Source organism: Capsulimonas corticalis (assembly GCF_003574315.2).
Taxonomy (GTDB): Bacteria; Armatimonadota; Armatimonadia; order Armatimonadales; family Capsulimonadaceae; genus Capsulimonas; species Capsulimonas corticalis.
Genome location: NZ_AP025739.1, coordinates 922518 through 945674 on the forward strand (window position 1 = coordinate 922518; position 23157 = coordinate 945674).

The window sequence follows — 23157 nt, forward strand, 5'->3', positions numbered from 1 at the left end:
GTCGGCGCGGAAACGTCAGGCGTTTTCCAGTAGGCCACTTTCTTCCGATTTTGCCGCAGTCGACTGAGGCAATTTGATCTTCGCCGGTATCCCGACGGCCGTCGCCCCCGGAGGGACATCGGTCAATACCACCGCGTTCGCGCCGATGCTCGCGCCGTCGCCAATACGGATATTGCCAAGCACGCGAGCGCCGACTCCGATAAAGACATTGTTGCCGATCGTTGGAAAGATCGGCTTATGGCGCATACCGATCGTGATCGCTCCCACCAGGGTCACATTCTCTCCGATGCGGTTCGCCATCACGGTAATCCCCACGGGATGCGGAACGTACATTCCCGGTCCCACCGGAACGGACGCCGGCATATCGAACCCATGGAGAACGAGGTTCATCCGAGAGAAGATCCCAGGCAGCACCGGGATACGCTTGCGGCTGATGGCGTGGCTGACCCGGTAGATCCATGTCGCGCGCAGGCCGCAGTAGTTCCACCAGAAATGCCATATTTCCCCGGCGGTCGGCGGCTGATCCGGCGAACGCTTCGGCTTCCATATTCGAAGCCAGGCGCTCACATCGCTCACCATCAATTGGCCGAGGGAGAGTGTGCTGATTGCGGGTGGGTGTATGACGGCGCCGACCGGCGCGGCGCTCTCGGCCGGTCTGTCCATCGGATCCATTGTGGGAACAGCGCTTGTTTCTTCAGCCATATCCGTCGTTCCTTAGTCTAAGCCTTCACTTTTCGCGCGAATGTCTGACGCAGCAGCCGGATATCATCCGGAGTGAGACATTTGAGCAGCCAGCAAGCGCCGAAGTACGCCAGCGTGCAGGGAATCACGACCCACAGCCCCAGATGGAGCATGTAAGTTAAAGAAAGCAGAACCACGACCGGAGCCGAAGCCCCGACGAATCTCAGCATCTGAATGACGGCGGCGCGGCCAAAGGTATTCTCGGGAAGCTGATGGAGGTAGACCACGAGCAGATAAATCTCCAGAGCCACATCGCTGGCCATCGCGCCGATAGCGCCGTTGCCCCAGAACCGATGCGTGAGATAAGTGCCTAAAAAACAGGCGGGGATGCCGACGACCGCCGCGATCGCCGATGTCTTCACCATGGACTGCTGGCGATCGCACGAGACGACGAGGCGGGCAAAAAAGCTCGTTGCATACCAGAGAAGCATGGCGAGTCCGCCGACCCGCAGCACCGGCGCGCTTTCCAGAAATTGGCCCCGGTAGATCAAGCGCAGAACCAGCTCCGGCTGGACAATCAGCACTGCGGCGACCGGCATCGCGCAAAACATAATCAGCGTCAGCGCGCGCCGCGCCAGCCCGTCGAACTGTTCACGATCCGTGGAATACAATCTCGACAGTGTCGGCAGCAAGGCGGACGCGATCGCGGCGGGGATAAACATCGTCGTGCCGATCAACCGAAAGGCGACGGCGTAGTAACCGGCTTCCTTATCGCTCGCGATCATCCGCAGGACGATTGGGTCCGTCTGCCCGTAAAGGGCCACAAAGGCGTACCATCCGAAATAGGGCATTCCCTCTTTGATCAGATGCACGATATCCGCGCGCGACGGCCGGCCGAACCTCCATCCCGCCGCTTTAAGCGCAACCACGTTGATGGACAGCGAAATCATGCTGCACGCCAGCCCAACGGCGATAAAGGCCCAGAGCGGGGCTTTGAGAAACACGGCGGCGATGGTCAGGACGGCGGAGAGGAACTTCTCGGTGACGACGATCGCATTCATGCGCGTCATGTTTTCCAGGCCCTGCAGCGCCGACCCGATAGCGTCATTGAGCGAGTTGACGAGAACGCCGATCGCGCCGATCACGACAATGCGCTGCAATACGGAATCGTAGCCCAGCAGATGGGCTATGGTGAGCGCCAGCAGCGTCGAGGCGATGCCGAATGGAACACGCATCGTCACGGCGGACGCAACCAGCACGCCGGCGCGCGAGCGGTCGCGCGCGATCTCCTTAATCAGCACCGTCGACGTGCCAAGCGCCACGAAAACGCCCGTGATCGACACCAGCGAGTAAACCGAGGAGAGTTTCCCCATGTTCGCCGCGCCGAGATAGCGCGGCAGATAAAGGGTAACCAGAAACGCCAGCGCCCACGACAGAAGCTGTGTCACCAGCGTGGAAACGATATTTTTTGCGACCGTGCGCTTCGTGCTCATAAGGTCCTACTGTCAGCGATCAGAAAATTTCCGCCGCCTGTGCGAAACGACGGCGGGTTGAGGAACGGCGCGCAAAGTCAATCCGCGGTTTGGCGAGACACTCGAAAGACCTTATTATCGATATTATTGCGACAGCGCTTCCGGCGGCGCCGACGCGCTTGGCCGCTGCTGCATACGCAAAACCGCGGTCGCAACGCCCGTCCAGAAGCCCGTGAGCAGCATATCCCGGAAGTTACTGAGCTGAAGATCCAGAAGCCCGAAGACCAGCAGCATCCCCGTAAAGAGGAGCGAGATCATTCCGACGGCCTTCACGGAATTATCGGATTTGTCGATCCTCATGACGGCGCAGGCCTGAAAAATGATCGCCGCGATCATCGCCCAAAACGCGATGAAGCCGAGCGTCCCCACGCGCATCCAGACCCAGAGAACATTGTTATGTGGAAGGATATCCCACCACTCATAACTCTTACTGATATCCGCGATCGGAACGGCGTGAAGCATCCGCTTGCCGTAGCCATAACCCAGCACCGGCTCCAGCTTGACCGTCGCGAGGATATCGGCGTTTTCCGCATCGCGGTAATTGTTGGAGGAGGCGTCGCGGGCGTCCGGCGCAAACTGCGACTTAATCGCGCGCGCCGGCTGTCCGATCAAGCTGGAGCTGTCCTTGAAAGCCGGATAGTAGATCGAGAAGCCTATGGCCAGCGCCACCGCCACAATTCCCGCCATTTTTCGCCGTTCCGGCAGCGCCTGATAAGCGGCCGCGATCACCAGAATGACCGCGATGGCGATCGCCGCCGTCGCGGCGCGGCGGTTGCAGGCCAGATTTCCCAGAATCACCGTAGGCAGGAGGATCCACATCACGGTGCGCATCTTCGGCTGAATTCCCGCGACCGTAAGAACCAGCAGAAGCGCTTCAAAACAGTCGAAGAAAAATGCTTCTTCGTGCGAGCCGACGCCTTGATCCGGAAGGGGCAAGCCCGCCATCGTGACGTACCGCCGGAAGGTATACAAAATACCTTTCAAGCCGATACAAAGGACCATGATCCACTGCAGCTTCGTGACCCGGCGCATATCGGTAATCACGTTGACCGCAAGAAGATAGGCGACCAGGAAGTAAAATTGCGAGCGCACTTCCTGCAGGGAGATTTTGAAATCTCCGCCCGTGCCCACGCCATGCGCCCAGCCCAGCGTGACGAAACCGATGTAGATCACAATGGGCAAAAAGAGCTTGCCGGCTTCCAGCTTTGTACTGCGCGTGAAAACGGCCCGGATCATCGAAATCACGCCCGCCACCAGCAGAAACAGCTCCATCAGACTGATGGGAAGGGCTTTAAAGTTGGCGTGAGCGTATACCTGAACAATCGTATTGATGTTCATAAAGAACATCAATTTGTCTGTAAACGAGTCTTTGGGGGTGATTGGCTGCAGCTCCGACGTGCACACAATCAGAAAGACGGTGTAAGTCGCCAGCGCCGGATAGCGCCAAAGAAGGACCGGCGTCACGATCGCGACGAGCAGCACCAGCGGCAGCGCCGGATTCCCAAGGCTGACTCCCACATACGACCCGCCGACCGCAAGCGCCAGCAAGGCGGCGCCCAAGAGCAGGCGGCGCATCCTGCGCTTGTTCGCCGCAAGATACTCGTCGGCGGTCGGCGCGTCATGGAATGAGACTTTTGGCGTTTGGATCATAAGGTTATTAGTCAACGCAAGGCTGCGGCCGTCGGATCACCTAAGAATGCGCTGGGATACGCAGCAGCGTCACGGAATACGGAGCCAGCGTGAGAACGACATGCCCGCCCTGGATCGACTGCGCCGGCAGCGCCTCCAGGCGCATCGGCTCTCCGCGACGCTTGTATTGACGGCGCTCCTCCAGGGTGGCGTCCAACCTCAAGGGCGCGGCGGTCGGATCGGCCGCCAGCCGCCAGGAGCTCATCCGATGCGCTCCCGCGCTCAGGCCGCGCAGATCCAGCGGCGTGGTGACGGTCGCTTTGGGCATCTTATTGACCAGCATCACAGTGACATCGCCGGTGGCGGAATCCAGGCCGCCATAGACGGATACGCGGCTGCTATCTGAGCTGGCCGCGCTCACGGATGTATCGCCGAAGCCATGCCCCAATCCGTCCGCATTCCGATAGATCTTAAACGCCAGGTAACCGGCGGATTGGTCGGAGGGATACGCCCAGTAGCAGGCCATATCCAATCCTTCGCGCCCAAATACGCCGAGCGCCTCCGCAATCGTGAGGCCGCCATTCGCCGTGGCGTCCGCTCCGAAATTCCACTCCGTCAGGCCGACCTTCGTTCCTGGATAGTTCTGCGCTACCCATTGCTTCAAACGCGGGATGAGCGCGATCTTATCGCCGATCCAGGATTCATCCGTGTATTCGGGGTCCCAAAGCGAGCGGACCGCCCGGAGCCGGCGCGCCTGCGCGTCCTTGTCCACGCCGCTTCCATAAATCCCATCCCCTTGAGGATAGTAATGGACATCCAGAATGTCTAAGGATCGCCGGCCTTTTTTGCGGTCGTTCTCGCACACCTGCTTCAGGAACCAGGGAAGAAATGGACCGCCGCCATGCGCGTCGCTGTCGGCGTGAGTATGGAAGTTGTCGCTTCCACGGTCGAGCGCCGAATATTTATATCCCGTCCAGCCCCAGGACACCGGGCCGGTAATCTGCGCCGTGGGATCCACATCCTTCACCGCGTTGGAGTATTCCAAAAAGCGGCTTAAGACGTCATCATACCCCATGCGCGCCGGATGGATGTCCGTGTGCGTGGTATCCCACAGATCGGGCTCGTTATCCATGGCGTAGTACTGGACGCCGCCATGAGCTGCGTCGCCGAACGTATGCTTGAGGTGCGCGATCCACTCATCCTGGTAGACCGCTCCCGCCATCGCGTCCGGCGGATCGGCGAACGGCCGGCCCTTGCGCGCCATGGAGGGAATGCTGGTTTGTCTGCGATTATCCGCGGGATCGTATCCCGCGATGGCGCCGTCGGCGGAGTCCAGCGGAGCGCCTCCGACTTTGGGAACGTGCATCGACCGATGCCCGCTGTTATCATCCGCCGAAACCCAGCCGATCATCGGCACGGTCAGCATTGTTTGCGTCGCCCCATCGCGATTTGTCTGGACAAACTGGTCCGCGGCGGAGGAAGGGCCGATGGGAACTTTTCCATAAGTCGCGCGCCGATTGCGCCACTGCCAGTCGCGCGCCGCGTTCACCGCGTTGCCCTGAACCCAGTTGTAACGGCTTTTGTCGTTTCCGCCCCAACGATTGACGCCAAGCCGCAAATCCTGCAAATACTCTGGCTTCGCGAACGCCATGCCGTAGATCTGGGGAGAGATGGGATGACGGCCCGCGTTCACATCGACCGTCGCCGTCACCGTCGCCTGCGTCAGCGCCGGCGGCAATGACAGATCGGGCAGCAGGGAGATTTGATCCAGAAAGATCTCCGGCTCCGCCGCGCCCCGCGCCTGTACGACGACGCCGCTCAATCTGGCTCCATGCGCCGCCACGCCAAAATCGCTCACCGGGATATCGGCCACGCTCCAGCCGCCCCGGGCCGGCCGGCAATACTGCTGAAGCGATAATTTCTTGCCGAACTTCCCGTGGCCGTCCACGAGCAGGATATCCACCTGCGCGCCGCCGCGCACATACATCTCCAGCGTTCCGTATCCGAGAAGCCCGATCGCGCGATGGGAAAAGTAAAGCCCTTTCCAGTTCGCGGGCTCCATGCGGATCGCCGAAGCCCCGTCATAGACATCCTGGCTCCAGTGCAGATCGTGTTTCGCCCAGGACCAGTCCATCCACCCACGCCCCAGCTTGTCGTCGTAAATCACGAGCGGCTCGTCGGCTCGCTCACGGAGTTCGTACTTGCTCAGGGTCGCTTGCGCGCGTGAATCTTTGTAGTGATGGTAAGCATTGCGAACCATCGCGCGCAGCTCATGTCCGTGGCGCACACCGTATACGCCCGTCAGCGCTGTCACCGCCGCCAGCGCCCATAAGAAGCGGGCTTTGTTTTTCACGACGTCCTCGCTCGATTGGACGTTTTAATTCTTGACATAGTACCAGCCCAATACGGCGCAGATCCAAACGATCATCACCAGCCAGTGGCGTGACGTGATCTTCTGAGCCGTGAGGCCTATGAAGAGGGCGAAGAAAAGGATGGGCAGAACGATGGTCACTCGGATCTATTCTCAGTGGAAACGCCGGAAACCGATCCCGCCGGCGTGCTTGGGGCGATCGGAGCGCGCTCGGTGCGCACCCACTCGCCCGCTCCGCCCCCGCGCTTGCGGAAGGGTTTCAGGGCGTAAAGACAAAGCTTCCAGACGGCGTACGCGGGCGCTTTCGCCAGGGCCGCGAAAGCGGCCTTGGGCGCGTCGGCGACCTTCAGCCCGATCAAAATATAGGCGATCAATCCCAAGAAATCCAGCGCCGCGATCAGCGCCCAGGCCCGGGGATGCGGCAGGAGATTGAGCAGGATCGCTCCGGCCGTCAGAGCGCCCCACAATACGATCAGCGCGCCCAGCTCCGCAAGGGGCAGGATCATCAGATCGATCGCGGCGTCGCAAAGCGCCAGGCTCCGGCGGCGCAGACCCTCGGCGAACAAGGGGAAAGCCTTCTCGCGCAGCAGTGCGTAGCGCCCGCCTTCCCAGCGCTCCCGCTGAGAGGCCGCCTGATCGGCGGTCGTAGGCATCTGCGCCATCACCTTGGCGTCCGGGACATATCCGACCAGAACATTGTGATGCCGGATCAGATCGAGGCCGTAATCGATATCTTCGGTGACGCTGTCGCCGCGCCAATGCGCTTTTTCCAGAAGCTGGCGGCTGAACGCCATACCGTTGCCCTTGAGGCCGACGCCCAGGCCAAGCCATTCCCGGCCCAGCGGCTTCACATGGTTGAACAGATCCAGAGCGCCGGCCATCAGCGCGGCCCGCCAGCCTTCGTCGACATTTAAGGCGCCGTATCGGCCCTGCAGCGCGCAAAGGCCCTGAGGATCCGAGTCGAGCGCGATGCGGCGCGCCATCACTTCGAGGAAATCGGGGGCGATCCAGGTGTCCGCGTCCACGATCACAAAGGCGTCGGCCCCGCCCCGCTCCGCCAGCAGCGACGCGAACGCCCAGTCCAGCGCATATCCCTTGCCGCGTTCCTGAAGGTTGGCGCGCTCCATCACCGTCACGCCAAATCCGCGCGCGATATCCGCCGTCGGATCGGTGCAGTTGTCGGCGACGACGATGACTTCGTAGAGATCTTTGGGATAGGACTGCTGCTTGAGGCTGTCCAGAGTGGCCGCGATCACCATCTCCTCGTTGTGGGCGGGGATGACGACCGCAAAACGCAGGCGCGGCGCCTCCGAGTGCTCCAGACGATGCTCGTTACGATCCGCGGAGCGTCCGAAGCGCGCCGCCGACGCCGCCGCGAGCAACACCAGGAGATAGAGCACGCTTGAGGTCGTGACGACGCCAAGGGCGCCCAAAACGAGTGAAACGAGGAGTTGCATAGAACGATCAGACCTTTGTCAGCCGCTTGCGCAGCCAGTCAGGCACATAGGAGCGAGTGCGGTTTAGGACGACGCCGACGACCTTATCGCGGCCGAGCGTATCGATCGCGCTGGCGACGACATCCGATGGCGTTGCTCCCGCGCGGGTGACCATCATCAGGCCATCGACGTGGCGGGAAAGCGGAAGAGCATTGTCCGAGGAAACAGCCGGCATATCGACGATTACGACATCGAAGGAGTGACGCGCGGAGATCAGCATCTTGGCGACCCGGGGCGAACGCGCGAGCTTCGCGGCGTTGTTCGGAGCGCGCCCCGCCGGGATCACGACGAGGTTATCGCAGCCGGAGAGCTGCAGCGTGGGAACGATATTGTCCGAATCTTCCAGAGCGCCGACCAGACCCGCGCCGGCGGCGACGCCGAGGCGCGCGCCCAGGTCATCTTCGCCGAGGCTTAGGTCGATCAAGCAGACTTTCTTGAACGTATCACGGCTGATGGTCATCGCCAGATGGAGCGCCGTGGTGGTCTTTCCTTCGCCGCGCACCGCGCTGCAGACGCCAAGGACATAAGGACGCTCAGCGCCCAAGGTCTCATCCGTGATCAGCGTGACTTCGCCGATGCCGGACACCTGCCGCTCCAGCGATGCGTAAAGGTGTGAAAACTCCATGGGAGTGCGCTCAACGCGCAATTCGATCGGCGCGGCGAGCGCGGGCGATGTCTCGGGCTCCAGGCGGCTGAGAGCGGCGATATCGTTTTCATGCAGCACGCGGCGCTGCCAGTTCCCAACGGAAGTATCCTGTCCTGATCCAGGTTTGATCGTACTCATATCCAAATCCTCTCGCGAAGCGCGCTTCGCTTACCGGCTATCCATCCGCACGCGACGTCATGGCCGGCGAAGGAGCGCCTCCCGGCGCGCTGAGCACTCCCTTCGCTCCGCTGGCGGCTCCGGCAATTTTGCGGCCGGCGGCCCCGCCGGCCGCCGTGGGCATGTTCAGTTCCGAACTGTCGGGCAGTACGGCGAGGACGGGGACGCCGAGCAGGCGCTCCGCATCTTCGGCATAGCGCAGAGATCGGTCGGCCCATTCACTCAGGATCAGCAGCAGCGCTCCGATGACCAGTCCGAGAACAACGCCTCCCAGCATCATCGTCATCTGCTTGGTTTTATTCATCGTCGGCTTGGCGATGATGTAACCCAGCGGCGTGATCGTGGAGCGCGCCGAGACCTGGTTCAGGTCGCTATCGATACGCACCTGTTCGCGCTTTGTGCGCAGCCTTTCATATTGATCTTTGAGGATCCGATAGTCGCGAGTGAAGTTATTGAGCTCACGCTGCTTCTCCGGCACGGTCCGGGCGGCGGCGTTGTACTTTGCAATCGCTTTATCCAGATTCGCCATTTGAGAGCGCTGTGTTTGATCCGTGATGCGCGCTTCCGTCAGCTGTTGATTAAGGTTGAGATACTCAGGATTATCCTGAGTCTTCTCGCTCATAATGCCATGGGTCTCTTGAGAATTCTTGCGGACCTTATCATTCCACTGCTTTTGCAGACTGGCGATCACGGCGTTGATCTGCTCGACGGCGGGATGGGCGGGATAGTACTTCGCCAGCAATCCGTCGCGCTGCACCTTGGCGGCGTTGAGCTGCTGGAGGATCGGCGACTCCGCGCGGTTCTGCTCGATAACAGTCGTCGCCTTGACTTGCTTGAGCCGCGCTTCCAGCGCCGCCGTGCGGAGCGCGCTGTCCTGCTGCGCGATCATCAGGTTATCGCGCTGGGCCGTCAGACTCGCCAGCTGGCTAAGCTGGGAACTCTGCATGTCCGGCAGGTTATCCGTATTGCCGCTGCGGTACTTGATGAGCGCTTCTTCCGCGCGCTGCATCTGAGTTTGATAGATCTGGATCTGTGTATCTAAGAAGCGGCCGGCCGCGATCCCCTGAGCGGACTGGTCCAGACCGACTTCCTCGGCGTACCGATTTTGGAGGGCGGCGAGGATCTTTTCATCCTCCGTGGGATTGTCCCAGGTCAGACCGATCGCAAAAACACTTTCGCTGCGCGTGGTCGCGTTGAGGTTCTTGCGCAGCATGGCGAGACGCCGGTCGTTCGCCTTCGGATCCATGTTGATCGGAACCGCCAGGTTCGCTTCCTTCAGCGCGGTGTCAAGGAATCCTCCAGGGAGGTCGTCATTGATCAGGTCCTGGAAGTGGTTGACGTTCTGCTGCGACAGCGAGGTCCAGCTGCTTCGCCGCTCGCCAAGCGCGACCGCGACATGATCGACGCTCACCTGTGTCAACGCCGAAGCCGTATATGTATTCGACTTGGTGGTGAGCGCGGCGACCGTGACTCCGCTGACAATCACAACCGACACCAGGAACAGCCAGCGGTTGCGGAAAAACGAATCCGCAATACGCAGCGCCACCGGATTCCTATGGGACATCGAGTACTCCTTGGGTGCCGCCTGACGACAGAATTGAAACACGCAGGCGGGCGCGCGGCAGGGCGCGGCTTTTCTTGCTTAGTGGGCGCCGTCTCCCGTGAGGACGGCGGGGATGGTCATCAGCATGATTCTCAGGTTCAGGCCGAGGGATTGATGCTGAATGTAGTGAAGGTCCAGTTCGACGCTGCGCTCGAACGAGATGTTGGCGCGTCCGGAGACTTGCCAGAGACCGGTCACGCCGGGCATGACCGCCAGCCGCTGCGCCTGGCGGGGCGTGTAGAGCGCGACCTCTCGGGGCAGCGCGGGGCGGGGTCCGATCAGGCTCATATCGCCCTTCAGGACGTTGAAGAGCTGCGGCAGCTCATCGAGCGAATAGCGACGCAATACACGTCCGACACGGGTGACCCGAGGGTCATTACGCATTTTGAACACCGGACCGTTCCGCTCATTTTGTTTTTCCAGGTCATTTCTCAGCGCTTCGGCGTTGGGGACCATGGAGCGGAACTTGTAAAAGGGGAATTCGACCCCGTCTTTGCCGACGCGGGCCTGGGTGAAAAGCACCGGGCCGGGGCTGTCAAACTTGATCAAAAGGGCGATCGCGACAAAGACCGGGAGAAAGATCAGGAGCATCAGAGCGGAAAAGACGACATCCAGCACACGCTGCGTCACCTGGGTCGCCCGGCTGCGCGGCGCGGCCACGCCCAGGACAACCACCTCTCCGCCCGCCGCGACCGATGCGCCGCCCGCTTTCGCCGGCGCATCGGACGCGGCGGTGGTCATGCCGGTCGGCAATTCCAAATCCGTGCCGCTATAACTTGAAGTGTTCATATTTCTGGTCGACCCCGCTTACGGAAATCGGGGGCGCATAGATGCGCCTCACAGCACTCGTAGTACTGCATATTCCGTGCCAACTGCCTTTCGGCCCCGGTCCAGCGGCGACATTTCTCCTTACTATTGTGACAGATTTCACGAAAGTCTTTAGGGCGCCGCCGAAGAGAGGGCGCAAGGGGAAGACCATACTATTATAGCGCAGATTTGGGGAAGTCGAGGAAAAACGGAAGAAAAGTATACATTGTCAACTATCGAGCCGCACAGAAGCCCGTCTACCACGCGATCATACAGCCCTCATTCTCCACCCACGGCCGCGCCTCATTGGAGTAGGTTTTCTTTACTTCGCGTTTCTGATTGTCGTACCGGCCATAAATGACCGGCCTGCGGAGGAGCCCCGTGCCGGACGGAAGAGAGGCATCGATTGCGTTTATTGTTCTTCCGTCCGGCACGGACGGCTGGTTGCGAAGCAACCCCCAGCCCTGTCGTTCACGGAGGGGAACTCAAAAACCTACCCCAATGAACACGACCGCGCCACTGGCTTCCCTGCCAGCGCCTGCCGCAGCGCATCTGATGACAAAAATAAATTGTATGCGGTAGTTCTTTGTATTGTTACTCAAAGAACTACCGCATGCGCTTGTCAAGTTAGTGTATCATCGTTTCTGTAAATTGGCGTAGGCCAAAAAATAGTAGGCCACAGAGTATCCTTGAAGTTACCACACACCAAGGGGACCGACCATGACCTACCAAAGCGATTGTACTCTCTCGGAGCAGTTTTTAGATCAACTCTGCGGCCAAGGATTGGATGCCTTGCCCGAACTGATCCGCATCGTCCTCAACAACGCCATGCAGCTCGAACGGCAGAAGTTCCTGGGAGCCGCGCCCCATGAGCGAACCGAACAGCGCACAGGCTACGCCAACGGCTACAAAGACAAGACGCTCGATCTGCGTGTCGGTCGTACCGTCGTGCAAGTCCCGCAGACGCGCGACGCTCAGTTCTCTTCTGGAGGCTCGAATTTCTATCCGCAAAGCCTGGAGAAAGGCACACGCTCCGAGCGGGCATTGAAGCTGGCCCTGGCCGAGATGTACATCCAAGGCGTCAGCACACGCAAGGTCGCTGCGATCACGGAGCAGCTTTGCGGCTTCGATGTCACCAGTTCCGCCGTCTCACGCGCCACGCAGGAACTCGACGCCATCCTCCAAGAATGGCGGGAACGCTCGCTGGGTGAGTTTGCCTATCTCTACTTGGATGCCCGTTATGAAAGTGTTCGCCTGAGCGGTTTGCAGCGAAGGGCGGCTGTGCTCATCGCCATCGGCGTGGACCTGGAAGGAAAGCGCCAGGTGCTCGGTGTCTCGGTGGCCATCTCGGAGCAAGAAGTTCACTGGCGCTCGTTTCTGCAAAGCCTGCTGGCGCGGGGACTGTGTGGAGTGCGTCTTGTGACCAGTGACGCTCATCCAGGCATCCAATGTGCGGTGCGTTCGGTCTTGGGTGGTGTTCCATGGCAGCGCTGCCAGTTCCATTTACAACAGAACGCCAGCAAGTACGTTCCTAAGCAGGAACTCAAAACTCCTGTCGCGGCGGACATTCGCGCGATCTTCAACGCTCAAGATCGTGTAGAGGCAGAGGCGCTGCTCAAACGAACCGTCCAGAAGTACGAGAAGAGCGCTCCGAAGCTTGCGGATTGGATGGAGCAAAATCTGCCCGAAGGACTGAGCGTGTTTGCCTTTCCTACTTCGCACCGTCGCCTGTTGCGCACCACCAACGGCCTGGAGCGGGTGAACCGCGAACTGCGCCGTCGCACACGCGTGGCGAGCATCTTCCCGAACGAGGCGTCCTGCCTACGTCTTGTTTCGGCGCTGCTGATGGAGATCAGCGATGATTGGCAAAGCGACAAGGCTTATCTGACGTTCACGAACGAATAACAGCGCAAAGAATTCGAGGATGCTCCCAACAATTTACAGAAAAGATGTTGCATTATCCTTGTCAAAACCCTATCATTGATATTTTTTCATAATGATGTGAGGCTTGACAATAAGCATTTATTCATCAATCTGATCTATATAATATTCTTCTCGCACATTATATCCTAAACATAACATCGCGAGACTTGCCCCGGTAATAGCACCAGATAGCACTGTAGACACAGTTCCGAGTATTTCACCCCCAATACCACTGTCTTCACTCAGTTGATCTACTCCCCAATCAAGCAATCCTGCTCCCATACTAATCTGCGTGCTGTTGTCACCAAGTATGCTAATTGCCCAAGTCGCCATAAATGTGCCCCAATTTCTCTCGACATCAGCGGAATCTCTAATAGTGTCCATCATAGACATCAAAAAGTCACAGTATGCAAAGAACACATTGTATAAGTCGACCAAAGACAGTCCATTACTAGCCCACCCTATTACACTCTTACCGGACATATCCTTCCCATTTACTGGATTATCATTTGCATATTCGTACCAATTAAGGCCATTCCGCGAAGGATCCTCACTCGCAAACCGCCCTATCACTGGATCATAATATCGCGCCCGCATATAGACTAAGCCAGTATCATCAGTCAAGTGCCCCAATGAACCAACAAATCCTTGCTTACTTGTCGCCGTGCCCGTCGCCCCGCGCGCCACCCCATACACGTCCGTCTTGCGAGTCGAAGTCACATTCCCATTGGGATCGACTTCCGCGACCACGCTCCCCAGCCCATCGTACACATACCAGCGAACCGTGCTGGCGTTGTCATCACGGCGGTATTCAGGGCCACGCGGTCCAGCGAGGTAGGTGGCGGTCGGAACGAGTATGTTGGAGGCGTTCTTCTGCATCTCACGCACCATCATGCTTCCGTCGTAGACGTAGTAGGTGGTGACGCCGGCGGTGGTGGCGCTGCGGCGCAGGCCGTCGGCTCCGTAGGTGTACGTGGTCGTGGCGCCGCCGGTGGTGCAGGAGACGAGGCGGTTCTGGCTGTCCCAGACATTGGTGCGACCGCTGCCGGTGAGGGTGTTACCGTTGGCGTCGTTGGTGTAGGCGTTGGCGTCCACGGCGGTGAGGCGGTTAGCGGCGTCGCAGGTGTAGTTGTTGGTCGTGGTCGTTCCGCTGACGATATCAGATTTGGTCAAACGGTTGCCCATGGGATCGAAGGTGTAGGACTGGGTTTCGCCGTCGCCGTAGTCCGCAGTGCTGAGGCGGTTGAGCTCATCGTAGCTGTACAACTCAGTGCGTGATGCTCCGATGTTATTGGTAATCGCATTTGTTAAGCGCTGACCAGCGGTGTCGTATGTGTAGGCATTTTGATAAAGCGGATGCGAAATATTATTTGAATCGGACCAGTTGTTTTTGACTGTCGATAACCGCATTTGAGTGTAGCTTGCACCATTTACGGCAACATTTTGTGTGTAGTTAGCCTGGCAATAGCTGATCGGAGTTGAGGTATTGCCTCCAGAAAACACTTGGTTATATTTCGCGGACATCAAGGAGCCGCCGGTGCTGATGCTATAGTCAACACGTCTCCCTTGATCGTCCGTGATGCTGGCGAGCGTCAAACATACACTGCTAGGATCGTCCTTCGGCATCGAAAGATAAAGATCTGCATCCATGTAAGCATAGGTCCACGTCCCGCCCCCCGGAAGCGTCATGGTCGATCGTTCGCCGGTATTCAAATAAGTATAAGAGATCGTTCCTGTGATTGGATCCGTCACACTGTGTACACGATCAGAACCGGCTTCGTAGCTGATGGACGTGGTTCCACGATTGTTCGTGACGGTTTGCGTTCGACCATTGCCTTCGTACTGATAGGTAATAGTCTCGGCAGAAGCCCCCGAAGTCGATTGTGTCGCCACGGTCAAAGGCTGACCGAGGACATTATAGGTAAACGTGGATGTCTTGCCGTTGGGATCGATGCTTGTGAGCACATGGCCGGCCGCATCATATGTCATCGTCGTAGTGCGGTTCAGGTGCGTTGCATCGCCGGGATCCTGAACGACTTGTGTCAGATTGCCATACGAGTCACCGTATGTGTATTGCGTGACGATTCCGTTCTCATTTATTTCCGAGGTTTTCTGACCGTATTGATTGTAGGTGTAGGTAAATTGTTTTCCAGTGATAGAGTAACGCGCATCTCGGCTATATTTGACGTTGCCGCGATTGCCAAGATTGGGATCTTGACTGTCGAAATAATCACACGTCGAAGTGTGACTATTCATATCCGTTACGCTTTGTTTTTGGAAATATTTGCTAGCGTCATAATATGTCGTCGTCTCAGTCCCTGGAAAATTCTGAATACTGTGGGTGAGGACGTTTCCATGGACACCATAGGTGTAGTTGTTGAAATAATTGGCGCTTGTTTGACCATTAACGTTTGCCGCGCCTACGGGTGTGGTTTCTGCAAGCTGTGTTAAATTGAGAGACGTGTCGTAGTAGTGATAGTATAGCGTTGAAACGCCGTCCACGGGATCAGGATATCCATGTTCGTAAATAAACGTTGGAGCATGAGCGGAAGTGGCGAAATATTCGTAGCCATTCATGTGAACAAAATAACCGCAGGTATTGGATTCTGGTATAGTGTTCACGACCCCCATATCCCAGTGGATGGTCCTGGGATTATTATTGCTGTCAACACCTGCCGGTTCGGTTATTCCATCGACCCAAATTGTTCCCGTCGGAGATGTACGCCCACTCACTGGACTGAGATACTCATAGGTGTAAGAGACTTGGTGTCCTAACGGATCGGTAACACTATTCAGCAGGGCATTTTCCGTGATGCTGTTATAAATAAGATGCGTATAGGTATAGCTCGTCGTTCGGTTCATCCCATCGGAATCCAGGTGAACTGCCTTCAGATTGTACAGGTTGTCCGCCGCATTAGGATCGCTCGTGCTCGTAAAGTACTCGTAAGTCACCTTGTACGACACACCCGCCACCGGCGAACCGCCCACCAAAGGCCCCTGCACCTGAGTGATGCGCCACGCCGGATGCTGCGCGTCTCCGGCGTTCAAATTCGTCCACGTAAAAGCGAGAGAGCGGCCGCTCGGGTCGGTCACGCTTGTCAGAAGCTTGCGGGTGCTGCCATCGGGCTGGGTGATTGTTTGGGCGTACGCAAGCGTCGTCCGATTGCCATGGCGATCCTGAATGTAGTCGCATGCCCGCTCGTTACCGCTCGTGCCGTCCGCCAAAGTCACCACATCCACGTAGTGCTTGATCGTCCCGTCCTCTGCCTTCTCCGTGTCCGCCATCACCTTCGTGGGCCCAGTGGCAAGCACATTGGCGTAGTCGCTGGAGGTCTCGTCGAACATGTAGTTGGGCGGGGAGTAGAGGCCGTCGGCGTCCCGGTGGTAGGTGTGCTTGGCGCCGAAGAAGTCCGTGCGCTCGACGTTGTTGACCCCGGCGGGAACGTTTGTGTTTCCCGATTCGGTCTTGACGTCCGCCGCTTCCTGGATGCGGATGTCGTAGGCGTGGGTCCAGCCCACGCCAAAGGGTCCAATGCGGCTGTCGTTGCTGTTGTAGGTGCGCTGGAGGACAAGACCGGCGCCGCGTCCCGGGGCAACCTGGATATCGGTGAAGCTCTTGAAGAGGTTTCCGTTGCAGATGTTGACGTCGTGGAAGGAGCGCTGCCAGGGGAGCGTGCCGTTGAAGTAAGGATTGCGGTAGGCGCCGCGACCACGCGCGCGCTGCATCTCGACAATGGTCATCACGCGCACATCGGGCTTGGGCCTGTGCGCTTTTGCCGACTCCAGAGCATCAATTTTACGCAGCTGGGCAGGAGTAAGCGTCTGCGTCCGGCCGGCGGGCAATTCCGAATAGGGCTTGCGGTGGCTGAGGGCGGCTTCCTGCCGCGCGACGCGGACGCAGGCGCCGTACGATGGGCTCATTTCCAGCCAGAACAGCGTCAGGGCCAGAAACCAAAGCATCCCATTTCGCCAAAAGCAGTTTTGAATTGTCCGCATGGTCGTTTTCTCCGGAAAAGATCGAGGCAATATCGTAAGGAACGATTGAAAAGACAGTGTGAGTTAGATCTGTGGAGCAGAGGGAACGGCGGCAAGCGCCAGAGCCGTCCCCCTCCACACGTGTGTCCATTCAGAAATCGGATAAATGTGCGCGCCGCCATGGCCGATTCCGTGCAGGTCGGGGTCCCAGACCGTAATCAGGGCCGGTGTGGCGGAGTCCACAATCACGTAATGGCCAGGAGCAATCAACGCGATAAGAGGGAATTTCTGCTGAAGCAGTCCATTGACCGTTAGCGAAAGTCCGCTTGGGTTGTAACCCCTCTTTTGCGCCGCCTCGGCAAGCGCCTCCATACTCGCGCCTTGATCGGTGACGCCCATCGCTGTCGCGAGAGCGTGGACATCCGCCTCACCTCCCCGCCGACGCAATAGCTCCGCCAAGCATTCGGGACCACAGAGCGACGCTTCCCGCTGCCGCGCCTTTTGGCGCGCCATTGCGATCTGGCCTGCCTGGCGCCATACCGCCTCGGCGGCGCCGGGAACATCTCCGCCATGCAGGCGCGCGATGCGTTTGATCGAGACCTGTACGAGCGGGCTTTCAGGGTACCGCCGCATAAACGCCATGTATTCCGACTCGGCGGCGGCTGCATGCCCTAGAGCGCCGGTGCAGACAGCATGCTCGTACGCGGCGTCTTCTTCCAGAGTTGGAGCGGGCATCCCCGGCTCGGTCGGCTGCACGCCTTTATCGGGCAGCTTGGCCGCCTCTAATCGCGCGGTTTCAAAGCGGCTGCGGGCAAGCGCGAGGTTATGCTGCCGGGCGGCGGCGTATGCGAGCAGGGAGTAAGCTTGCGCGGATTGTTCGTGCGCGGCCACGTCCGGACTATTCCGAGCGTGCGTGACAATCTGAGCGGCTCCAGTTTCCACGGACGCAAATCGGCCGGCGTTATAATCCTCAAGCAGCGGCTGTACAGGATCCAGTTTCACCATACTGGACTGCGGCGCTTTAGGCATAGGCTTGGAAGCCGCCACTGGCTTCGGGACAAATCCGCCATAGCCATGAGAGGTATAAACCATATTTGTCGGCGTCAGAGAATGACGCGAATGGCTGGAAACTCCATACCACACACCAGCGCCAATCATCAGGGGGATTGCGGATCCGAGCGCAAGCCTTGTGAAACGAGAGTTCATCGTGCTTTTCATGGATGACCTTCCGAGGCCCCCGCCGCGTGTAAAACGCGGCGGGCTTTGTCGAGGGTATCGTTACTAGGGATTGACGGTCATTGTGGCGGTCTTGGTCACGCCTCCGAATGTCGCTGTAATCGTCACCGTAGTTTGACTGCTCGGCTTTGCCACATTCAAGACAAACGTGTTGCTCAAGCCGGTTACGGTCATTGCTTGCGCTTGCGTCCCGGATGCCTGGAACGTGACGTATGAACTGCTGCTCGAAAGCGAGACAACCGCGCTGCCTTGCAGGCCAACGCCATTCACCGCAAGCTGCCCGGTCGCCGATGTCGTCGCGGCGCCGCTCAGGTTGACCGTTGAAGGCACGGTCAGCTTCACGAGCGTCGGGATACTCCAAAGGTTCGTCACGTTTGGCCCTGCCGTGGAGCTGTACTCCGTTTTCGCGAAGTAGGCCCATCCGTTCGACGCTTCACTCATGCTCGCCCATTGGACTGCCATTGCATTCGTTCCGTCATGCGCGGAGTCATTGATCCCAAGGATCGCGTCCAGAATATCCGTGTTCAGCTTCCAGGACATCCACGCCGGAGTGGGCGGTGGAGACGCAGGGTTGTAATTGACCGTCACCGTCTGAGTCGCGAGGGTCGGATCCACAACCGGCGAGTTAGACCAGACAAGAGTGGCGGGGTCCCACGTTTTGTATCCTGGGATGGTTTTCGGAATGGCCTGGCAGCCGATCTGTAAACCGCTGACAGGACCAAGATCTGTGTAGGCTGTTGTCAAGGATGCGTTGACACTGCCAGTCCGGAAGACACCGCCCGCAGGCGGCGGGTTGAGCGCAAATAGGGCGAAGCTACGGCCGACTTTCGAAGGATCGCTCGCGAACCCGGCGAATAGCCCGCCTTTATAAGCGGAAGTTCCGAAATTGTGATCGAGAAACACAGCCGTGCTATAGCGTGGGTCCAGCCGGCTGTCAACGGCCTGATTTTGCGTGGCGGCTACGAGATACGGCGCCGCTCGCTCGGAGGACAACAATTGTGCGGGGATCGTATTGTCATCATACAAATCGTACTGATAAACCTGCCCGCTATTCCATTCAAAATACTCCGTATACGTCTGCGTTGTGTTCGGCAAAGTGGCGACCAGTACGCCATCACGCTTCAGCACATAATGTCCAACAGCAGGCATCGTCCACTGCAGAGTGATGCCTTTTGGCATCATGAGATCCACAGCGCGAATATTCGCCGGCGACAGGCTAATACTGCTCGTCACAAACTCCGTCGGATATGCATGGTTCGTTGCTGTGATGACTAATGTTGTGGCCGCATTTACGGTGCTGGTGGCGAGCTGGAATGTCCCGGAAGCTAGCCCCGCTGTGATTACGACACTTGTGGAAGGAAGGAAATTCTGTCCATTGGGGATCGAGCTGGACAGATCAACCGTAACCCCTCCTGTCGGAGCCTTTCCGTTAAGCGTCAGAGTTCCTTGTGTGGTGTTACCTCCGGGCAGACTGCTTGGGGCAAAGTTGAGCGCGGTCAGCGAGGGACGGTCCACGGTCACGTTCGCGGATCCAGTGGTGCTGTTGTAAGCGGCTGTGATAGCGGTCGTAGCCGTCGTCGCTGTGGGCAGAGTCGTAATTGTGAACGAACCCTGTGTCGCCCCAGGAGAAACGCTAATGCTCGAAAGAACTGTCGCGACGGCCGTATTGCCGCTGGAAAGCGACACCACCGCTCCAGAGGCAGGCGCTATGCTGGAAAGCGTCACTTGTCCCGTCATGTTATTGCCGCCGACCACCTCACTTAACCCGCTGATCGCCACCGTGGCGACGGTCGGCACGGGATAAACATTCAGGGTCTTGCTTAACGCGACGCCTCCGTAAGATACGGTAATCGTCACTGGCGTCATAGTGGAAACAGCAGTGGACGTGATGGTAAATGACGAATTGGACGCTCCGGTCGTCACGGGGAGTGTTGCCGGAACGCTGGCAACCGTGTTATTGCTGCTCGAAATCGTCAACGTTACGCCGGCAGGCGCATTGAGATTGAACAAGATGCCGCCATTCGCAGTATCTCCGCCAACAATATTGGTTGGAGTAAGGGTCAGCGAACTCAGCAGAGGCTTCACGGTGAGAGTCGTCGAGACACTCGCGCCATTGTATGCGGCCGAAATCAGCGTCGTGCTGCTGGTGGTCACTGGACCTCCATTAACGGTAAATCCGCCGTTGTTCGATCCTGCGGGGATTGTCAGCACTCCGCCGCTCACATTGCCGATGTTGGCGATGGTAGCCGCGCCCGTTACGCTGCTGGTGAGCGTTACGCCGATGCCGCCAGTTGGCGCGGGACCAGCAAGAGTGACGGTACCCGTACCGCTTCCTCCTCCCACCAGCGGATTTGGGCTGACGGAAACGGAAGAGATTAGCGGGATTACCGTCAATGTTTGTGTGACGACTTGGCTGGACGAGCCGCTCGTGTAAGTTGCAGAGATTACTGATGAGGCGCTGACGCTGACAGAAGATGTGTTGATAGTGAATGTCCCGATGCTCGATCCGGCAGGGATTGTCAGCACGCCGCCACTCACATTGCCCCCATTAAGGATGGTCGCGACCGAAGTCGTGGCGCTCGCCAGGGTGATGGCGACACCACCCGTCGGAGCTAATCCAGTAAGGGTAACCGTTCCCGTGGAGGTTCCGCCGCCGTACACGGATTGCGGATTCAGTCCCAGAGACTGAATCATAGGCCGAACAGTAAGCGTCGTGACGACGTTTGCACCGCCATAGCTCGCGGTAATCGTCGGCGCTTTATTCGTCGATACCGCAAAAGTCGTGACGGTGAAGGTTGCATTGGTCGCCCCCTGCGTCACAGGAATGCTGCTTGGGACTGTAGCCGCAGTAGTATCGTTACTGCTAAGCGTTAGGGATACTCCAGCGGGAGCCGGGCCATTCAGCGCCACCGTCCCTGTCGTGGTCACACCACCCACAACCGGATTGGGATTTATGGAAACGCTCGCTAATAGCGGCTTCACGGTCAAGGTCTGCGAAGACTGCAATCCCCCATAGGCGGCCGTAATCGATCCTGATTGAGTGGATGTCACAGTCGTAGTGACAATGGAGAAGTGCGCGGACGAAGTCGCTCCAGCCGCGATGGTAATTTGGCTGGGAACCGGGGCCACTGTCGCGTTGAATGTGCTCAAGGCGATGCTTAGGCCACCGGCCGGAGCCGCAGAACTGATCGTCACAACGCCGTCGACAGTCGCGCCGCCCACAACACTCGGTGGTGTCAGTTGAAGAGTGACCTGTGTCGGATTGATTGTGAACGAAGCATGGGCAGTGACTCCGCCATACGCCGCGCTGAGGTTCACATTGGTTACGGACGTCACCGCATTGGTTGCGATTGTGAACGAGCCGCTGCTCACTCCCGCCGCAATCGTCAATACTCCGCCAGATACGCCGCCGCCATTGGGGAATGTCGCTGCGGCATTGTCGCTCCCGAGCGTGATCCCGACTCCGCCTGTGGGAGCAGGTCCATTGAGATAGACTGTTCCGGTCAGTGAAGTTCCGCCCGTCACCGAACTTGTACTGAGCTGTAAACGCTGCAGAAGAGTCTGGAGATTCAGTGTCTGGCTGAGAGTCAATCCACTGTAAGCGGCCGTAATGTTAACTGTTCCCGCCAATGCGACTGGTAGCGTATTCACAGTAAATACTGCGGTCGTTTTTCCGGCTGGAATCGTGAGTACGCCACTGGCGATAGTGCTGCCGTCAGCATTGGAAGCGTCAGGGATCGTGGCGGAACTGTTCGAGCAGCCAAGATTGATCGGCAGTCCGCCCACTGGAGCCACCTGATTCAATGTCAGTGTGGCAGTAGAATTGGCGCCGCCCACCAGCGTCCCTGGAGACAGACTTAGCTGATAAAGCCATGGGTTAACGGTAAGCGTGGCGGACAGCTTGCTGAAGCTGTAAACAGCGGAAATCGTAATGGCCTGTGTCGACGTGACATTAAAAGTGGTCGCGGCGAATGTAGTAGAAGTTGCGCCCGCAGGAATTGTAACCGTCGAAGGCACGGAGACAACGCCGGAATTGCTGCTCGCGAGGGCGATTACTACCCCGCCCACGGGTGCGGGACTGGTCAAAGTAACGGTTCCAGTCGAGTTGGTGCCGTTAGTCTGTGCTCCGATGACGGTGCTAGGATTTAGCACGATCGACTTGAGTGTGGCGGCGGGAGCAATATTCACAGACACATTAGCCGTTTTGCTATAGCCGCCATAAGCCGCCGTGACTGTGGCCGTCGTCAATGCGCTGACGCCCGCTGTGGTAATCGTGAAGTTTGCCGAGAAGCTCCCTTGTGGAACGACCACACTCGCCGGTACATTCACGACTGTCGAATTGGTGCTCGTGAGCGATACCGTAATCCCGCCAGCAGGAGCCGCCCCCCGCAATGTGACGGTGCCAGTGGTGGAGATTCCTCCAGGAACCACCGAAGGCGATATTGCCAACGACACCAGCGTGCTCGCGCTCGCCGGCTGGATTATCAAACGCGATGTCTGGCTGCCATTACTTGTCGCAGTAATATACGCCGAAGTCGCCGAAGCGACGCTCGTTGTATTCACCGTAAAACTTGAACTCGTCTGCCCCGCTAACACCGTGGTAGTTGCGGGCACAATCGCGGAAGGATCTCCGCTCGACAAAGCAACCGCTGTATCGACGGCAGGAGCAGTCCCGAGAGTAACCGTTCCACTTGACGCATTCGTTCCGGTTACTTGTACAGGGTTAAATGTCAGCGAAATAACACCGGAGGGAACTGTCGCTGGAACGACCGCCAGCTGCTGGTACATTGATGCGCCATTCAGAGTCGCGCCAATGTTTGCATAACCAACAGACGAGACGCTCAGTGTGTTGATTGTGAATCCAAAAGAGGTGCTGCCGGCAGGCACCGTCACTATGGACGGAACAGTGCAAACAGTCGTATTATTGGTGGCGATCGCCACGGCGGCGCCACCGTACGGAGCAGGACCGTCCAAATTGACTGTACCGGTAACGTTTGTTCCTCCGTGAACACTCGCAGGAGACACAAGAAATGTCAGCAAGTTGACTGGTTGCGCCGGCACAACATCGAAGTAGCCCCCAT

14 protein-coding genes are annotated in these 23157 nt (G+C 58.4%); 2 read left to right on the plus strand and 12 right to left on the minus strand.

The annotated features are described in order from the left end of the window. Window positions 1–15 precede the first annotated feature (15 nt). The 9 genes from D5261_RS04005 to D5261_RS04045 all read right to left on the minus strand — a co-directional run bounded on the left by D5261_RS04005 (window position 16) and on the right by D5261_RS04045 (window position 10924). The gene (locus D5261_RS04005; protein ID WP_218025705.1) at window positions 16–702 is read right to left on the minus strand and encodes a serine O-acetyltransferase; all 687 of its coding nucleotides are present in this window, start codon (window positions 700–702) and stop codon (window positions 16–18) included. A 17-nt stretch (window positions 703–719) separates the two neighbouring features. After that, window positions 720–2174: a flippase gene (locus D5261_RS04010; RefSeq protein ID WP_119323483.1), complete on the minus strand. Its 1455-nt coding sequence runs from the start codon at window positions 2172–2174 to the stop codon at window positions 720–722. 123 nt (window positions 2175–2297) lie between these two features. Continuing rightward, the gene (locus D5261_RS04015) at window positions 2298–3863 is read right to left on the minus strand and encodes an O-antigen ligase family protein (RefSeq protein WP_119323484.1); all 1566 of its coding nucleotides are present in this window, start codon (window positions 3861–3863) and stop codon (window positions 2298–2300) included. Window positions 3864–3903: 40 nt separating this feature from the next. Beyond that, window positions 3904–6195 carry a glycoside hydrolase family 44 protein gene (locus D5261_RS04020; RefSeq protein WP_119323485.1) on the minus strand — a complete coding sequence of 764 codons (2292 nt, stop codon included), beginning with the start codon at window positions 6193–6195 and terminating at the stop codon, window positions 3904–3906. 24 nt (window positions 6196–6219) lie between these two features. Beyond that, window positions 6220–6354: a hypothetical protein gene (locus D5261_RS04025; protein WP_301002416.1), complete on the minus strand. Its 135-nt coding sequence runs from the start codon at window positions 6352–6354 to the stop codon at window positions 6220–6222. Then, window positions 6351–7670: a glycosyltransferase family 2 protein gene (locus D5261_RS04030; protein ID WP_119323486.1), complete on the minus strand. Its 1320-nt coding sequence runs from the start codon at window positions 7668–7670 to the stop codon at window positions 6351–6353. Before D5261_RS04030 ends, D5261_RS04025 begins: the two co-directional genes overlap by 4 nt. 7 nt (window positions 7671–7677) lie before the next feature. Then, a complete protein-coding gene (locus D5261_RS04035) occupies window positions 7678–8493 on the minus strand; it encodes a CpsD/CapB family tyrosine-protein kinase (RefSeq protein WP_119323487.1) in 816 nt (271 codons plus the stop codon). A gap of 37 nt (window positions 8494–8530) precedes the next feature. Continuing rightward, window positions 8531–10096 (minus strand): GumC family protein, encoded by a 1566-nt coding sequence (locus D5261_RS04040; protein ID WP_119323488.1) that lies wholly within the window; start codon window positions 10094–10096, stop codon window positions 8531–8533. Between the two features lie 78 nt (window positions 10097–10174). Then, the gene (locus D5261_RS04045) at window positions 10175–10924 is read right to left on the minus strand and encodes a sugar transferase (RefSeq protein ID WP_119323489.1); all 750 of its coding nucleotides are present in this window, start codon (window positions 10922–10924) and stop codon (window positions 10175–10177) included. Window positions 10925–11662: 738 nt separating this feature from the next. On the opposite strand from D5261_RS04045, the gene D5261_RS04050 reads away from it, so the two are divergent. Then, complete coding sequence (locus D5261_RS04050) at window positions 11663–12847, plus strand: IS256 family transposase (RefSeq protein WP_119325342.1); 1185 nt, start codon at window positions 11663–11665, stop codon at window positions 12845–12847. Between the two features lie 117 nt (window positions 12848–12964). Here D5261_RS04050 and D5261_RS04055 read toward each other — a convergent pair whose 3' ends face one another. The 3 genes from D5261_RS04055 to D5261_RS04065 form a co-directional block, all read right to left on the minus strand. Continuing rightward, a complete protein-coding gene (locus D5261_RS04055) occupies window positions 12965–16861 on the minus strand; it encodes an RHS repeat-associated core domain-containing protein (RefSeq protein WP_119320801.1) in 3897 nt (1298 codons plus the stop codon). A gap of 63 nt (window positions 16862–16924) precedes the next feature. Next, the gene (locus D5261_RS04060; RefSeq protein WP_119320802.1) at window positions 16925–18058 is read right to left on the minus strand and encodes a cysteine peptidase family C39 domain-containing protein; all 1134 of its coding nucleotides are present in this window, start codon (window positions 18056–18058) and stop codon (window positions 16925–16927) included. A gap of 63 nt (window positions 18059–18121) precedes the next feature. Then, the gene (locus tag D5261_RS04065) at window positions 18122–22324 is read right to left on the minus strand and encodes a beta strand repeat-containing protein (protein ID WP_125205910.1); all 4203 of its coding nucleotides are present in this window, start codon (window positions 22322–22324) and stop codon (window positions 18122–18124) included. On the opposite strand from D5261_RS04065, the gene D5261_RS04070 reads away from it, so the two are divergent. Then, the gene (locus tag D5261_RS04070; protein WP_125205911.1) at window positions 22311–22901 is read left to right on the plus strand and encodes a hypothetical protein; all 591 of its coding nucleotides are present in this window, start codon (window positions 22311–22313) and stop codon (window positions 22899–22901) included. The genes D5261_RS04065 and D5261_RS04070 overlap by 14 nt on opposite strands. The last annotated feature ends 256 nt before the right edge of the window (window positions 22902–23157 follow it).

Coding starts and splice junctions, on each gene's coding strand:
- D5261_RS04005 (WP_218025705.1), bottom strand. CDS start 702: ATGGCTGAAGAAACAAGCGCTGTTCCCACAATGGATCCGATGGACAGA.
- D5261_RS04010 (WP_119323483.1), bottom strand. CDS start 2,174: ATGAGCACGAAGCGCACGGTCGCAAAAAATATCGTTTCCACGCTGGTG.
- D5261_RS04015 (WP_119323484.1), bottom strand. CDS start 3,863: ATGATCCAAACGCCAAAAGTCTCATTCCATGACGCGCCGACCGCCGAC.
- D5261_RS04030 (WP_119323486.1), bottom strand. CDS start 7,670: ATGCAACTCCTCGTTTCACTCGTTTTGGGCGCCCTTGGCGTCGTCACG.
- D5261_RS04035 (WP_119323487.1), bottom strand. CDS start 8,493: ATGAGTACGATCAAACCTGGATCAGGACAGGATACTTCCGTTGGGAAC.
- D5261_RS04040 (WP_119323488.1), bottom strand. CDS start 10,096: ATGTCCCATAGGAATCCGGTGGCGCTGCGTATTGCGGATTCGTTTTTC.
- D5261_RS04045 (WP_119323489.1), bottom strand. CDS start 10,924: ATGAACACTTCAAGTTATAGCGGCACGGATTTGGAATTGCCGACCGGC.
- D5261_RS04050 (WP_119325342.1), top strand. CDS start 11,663: ATGACCTACCAAAGCGATTGTACTCTCTCGGAGCAGTTTTTAGATCAA.
- D5261_RS04055 (WP_119320801.1), bottom strand. CDS start 16,861: ATGCGGACAATTCAAAACTGCTTTTGGCGAAATGGGATGCTTTGGTTT.
- D5261_RS04060 (WP_119320802.1), bottom strand. CDS start 18,058: ATGAAAAGCACGATGAACTCTCGTTTCACAAGGCTTGCGCTCGGATCC.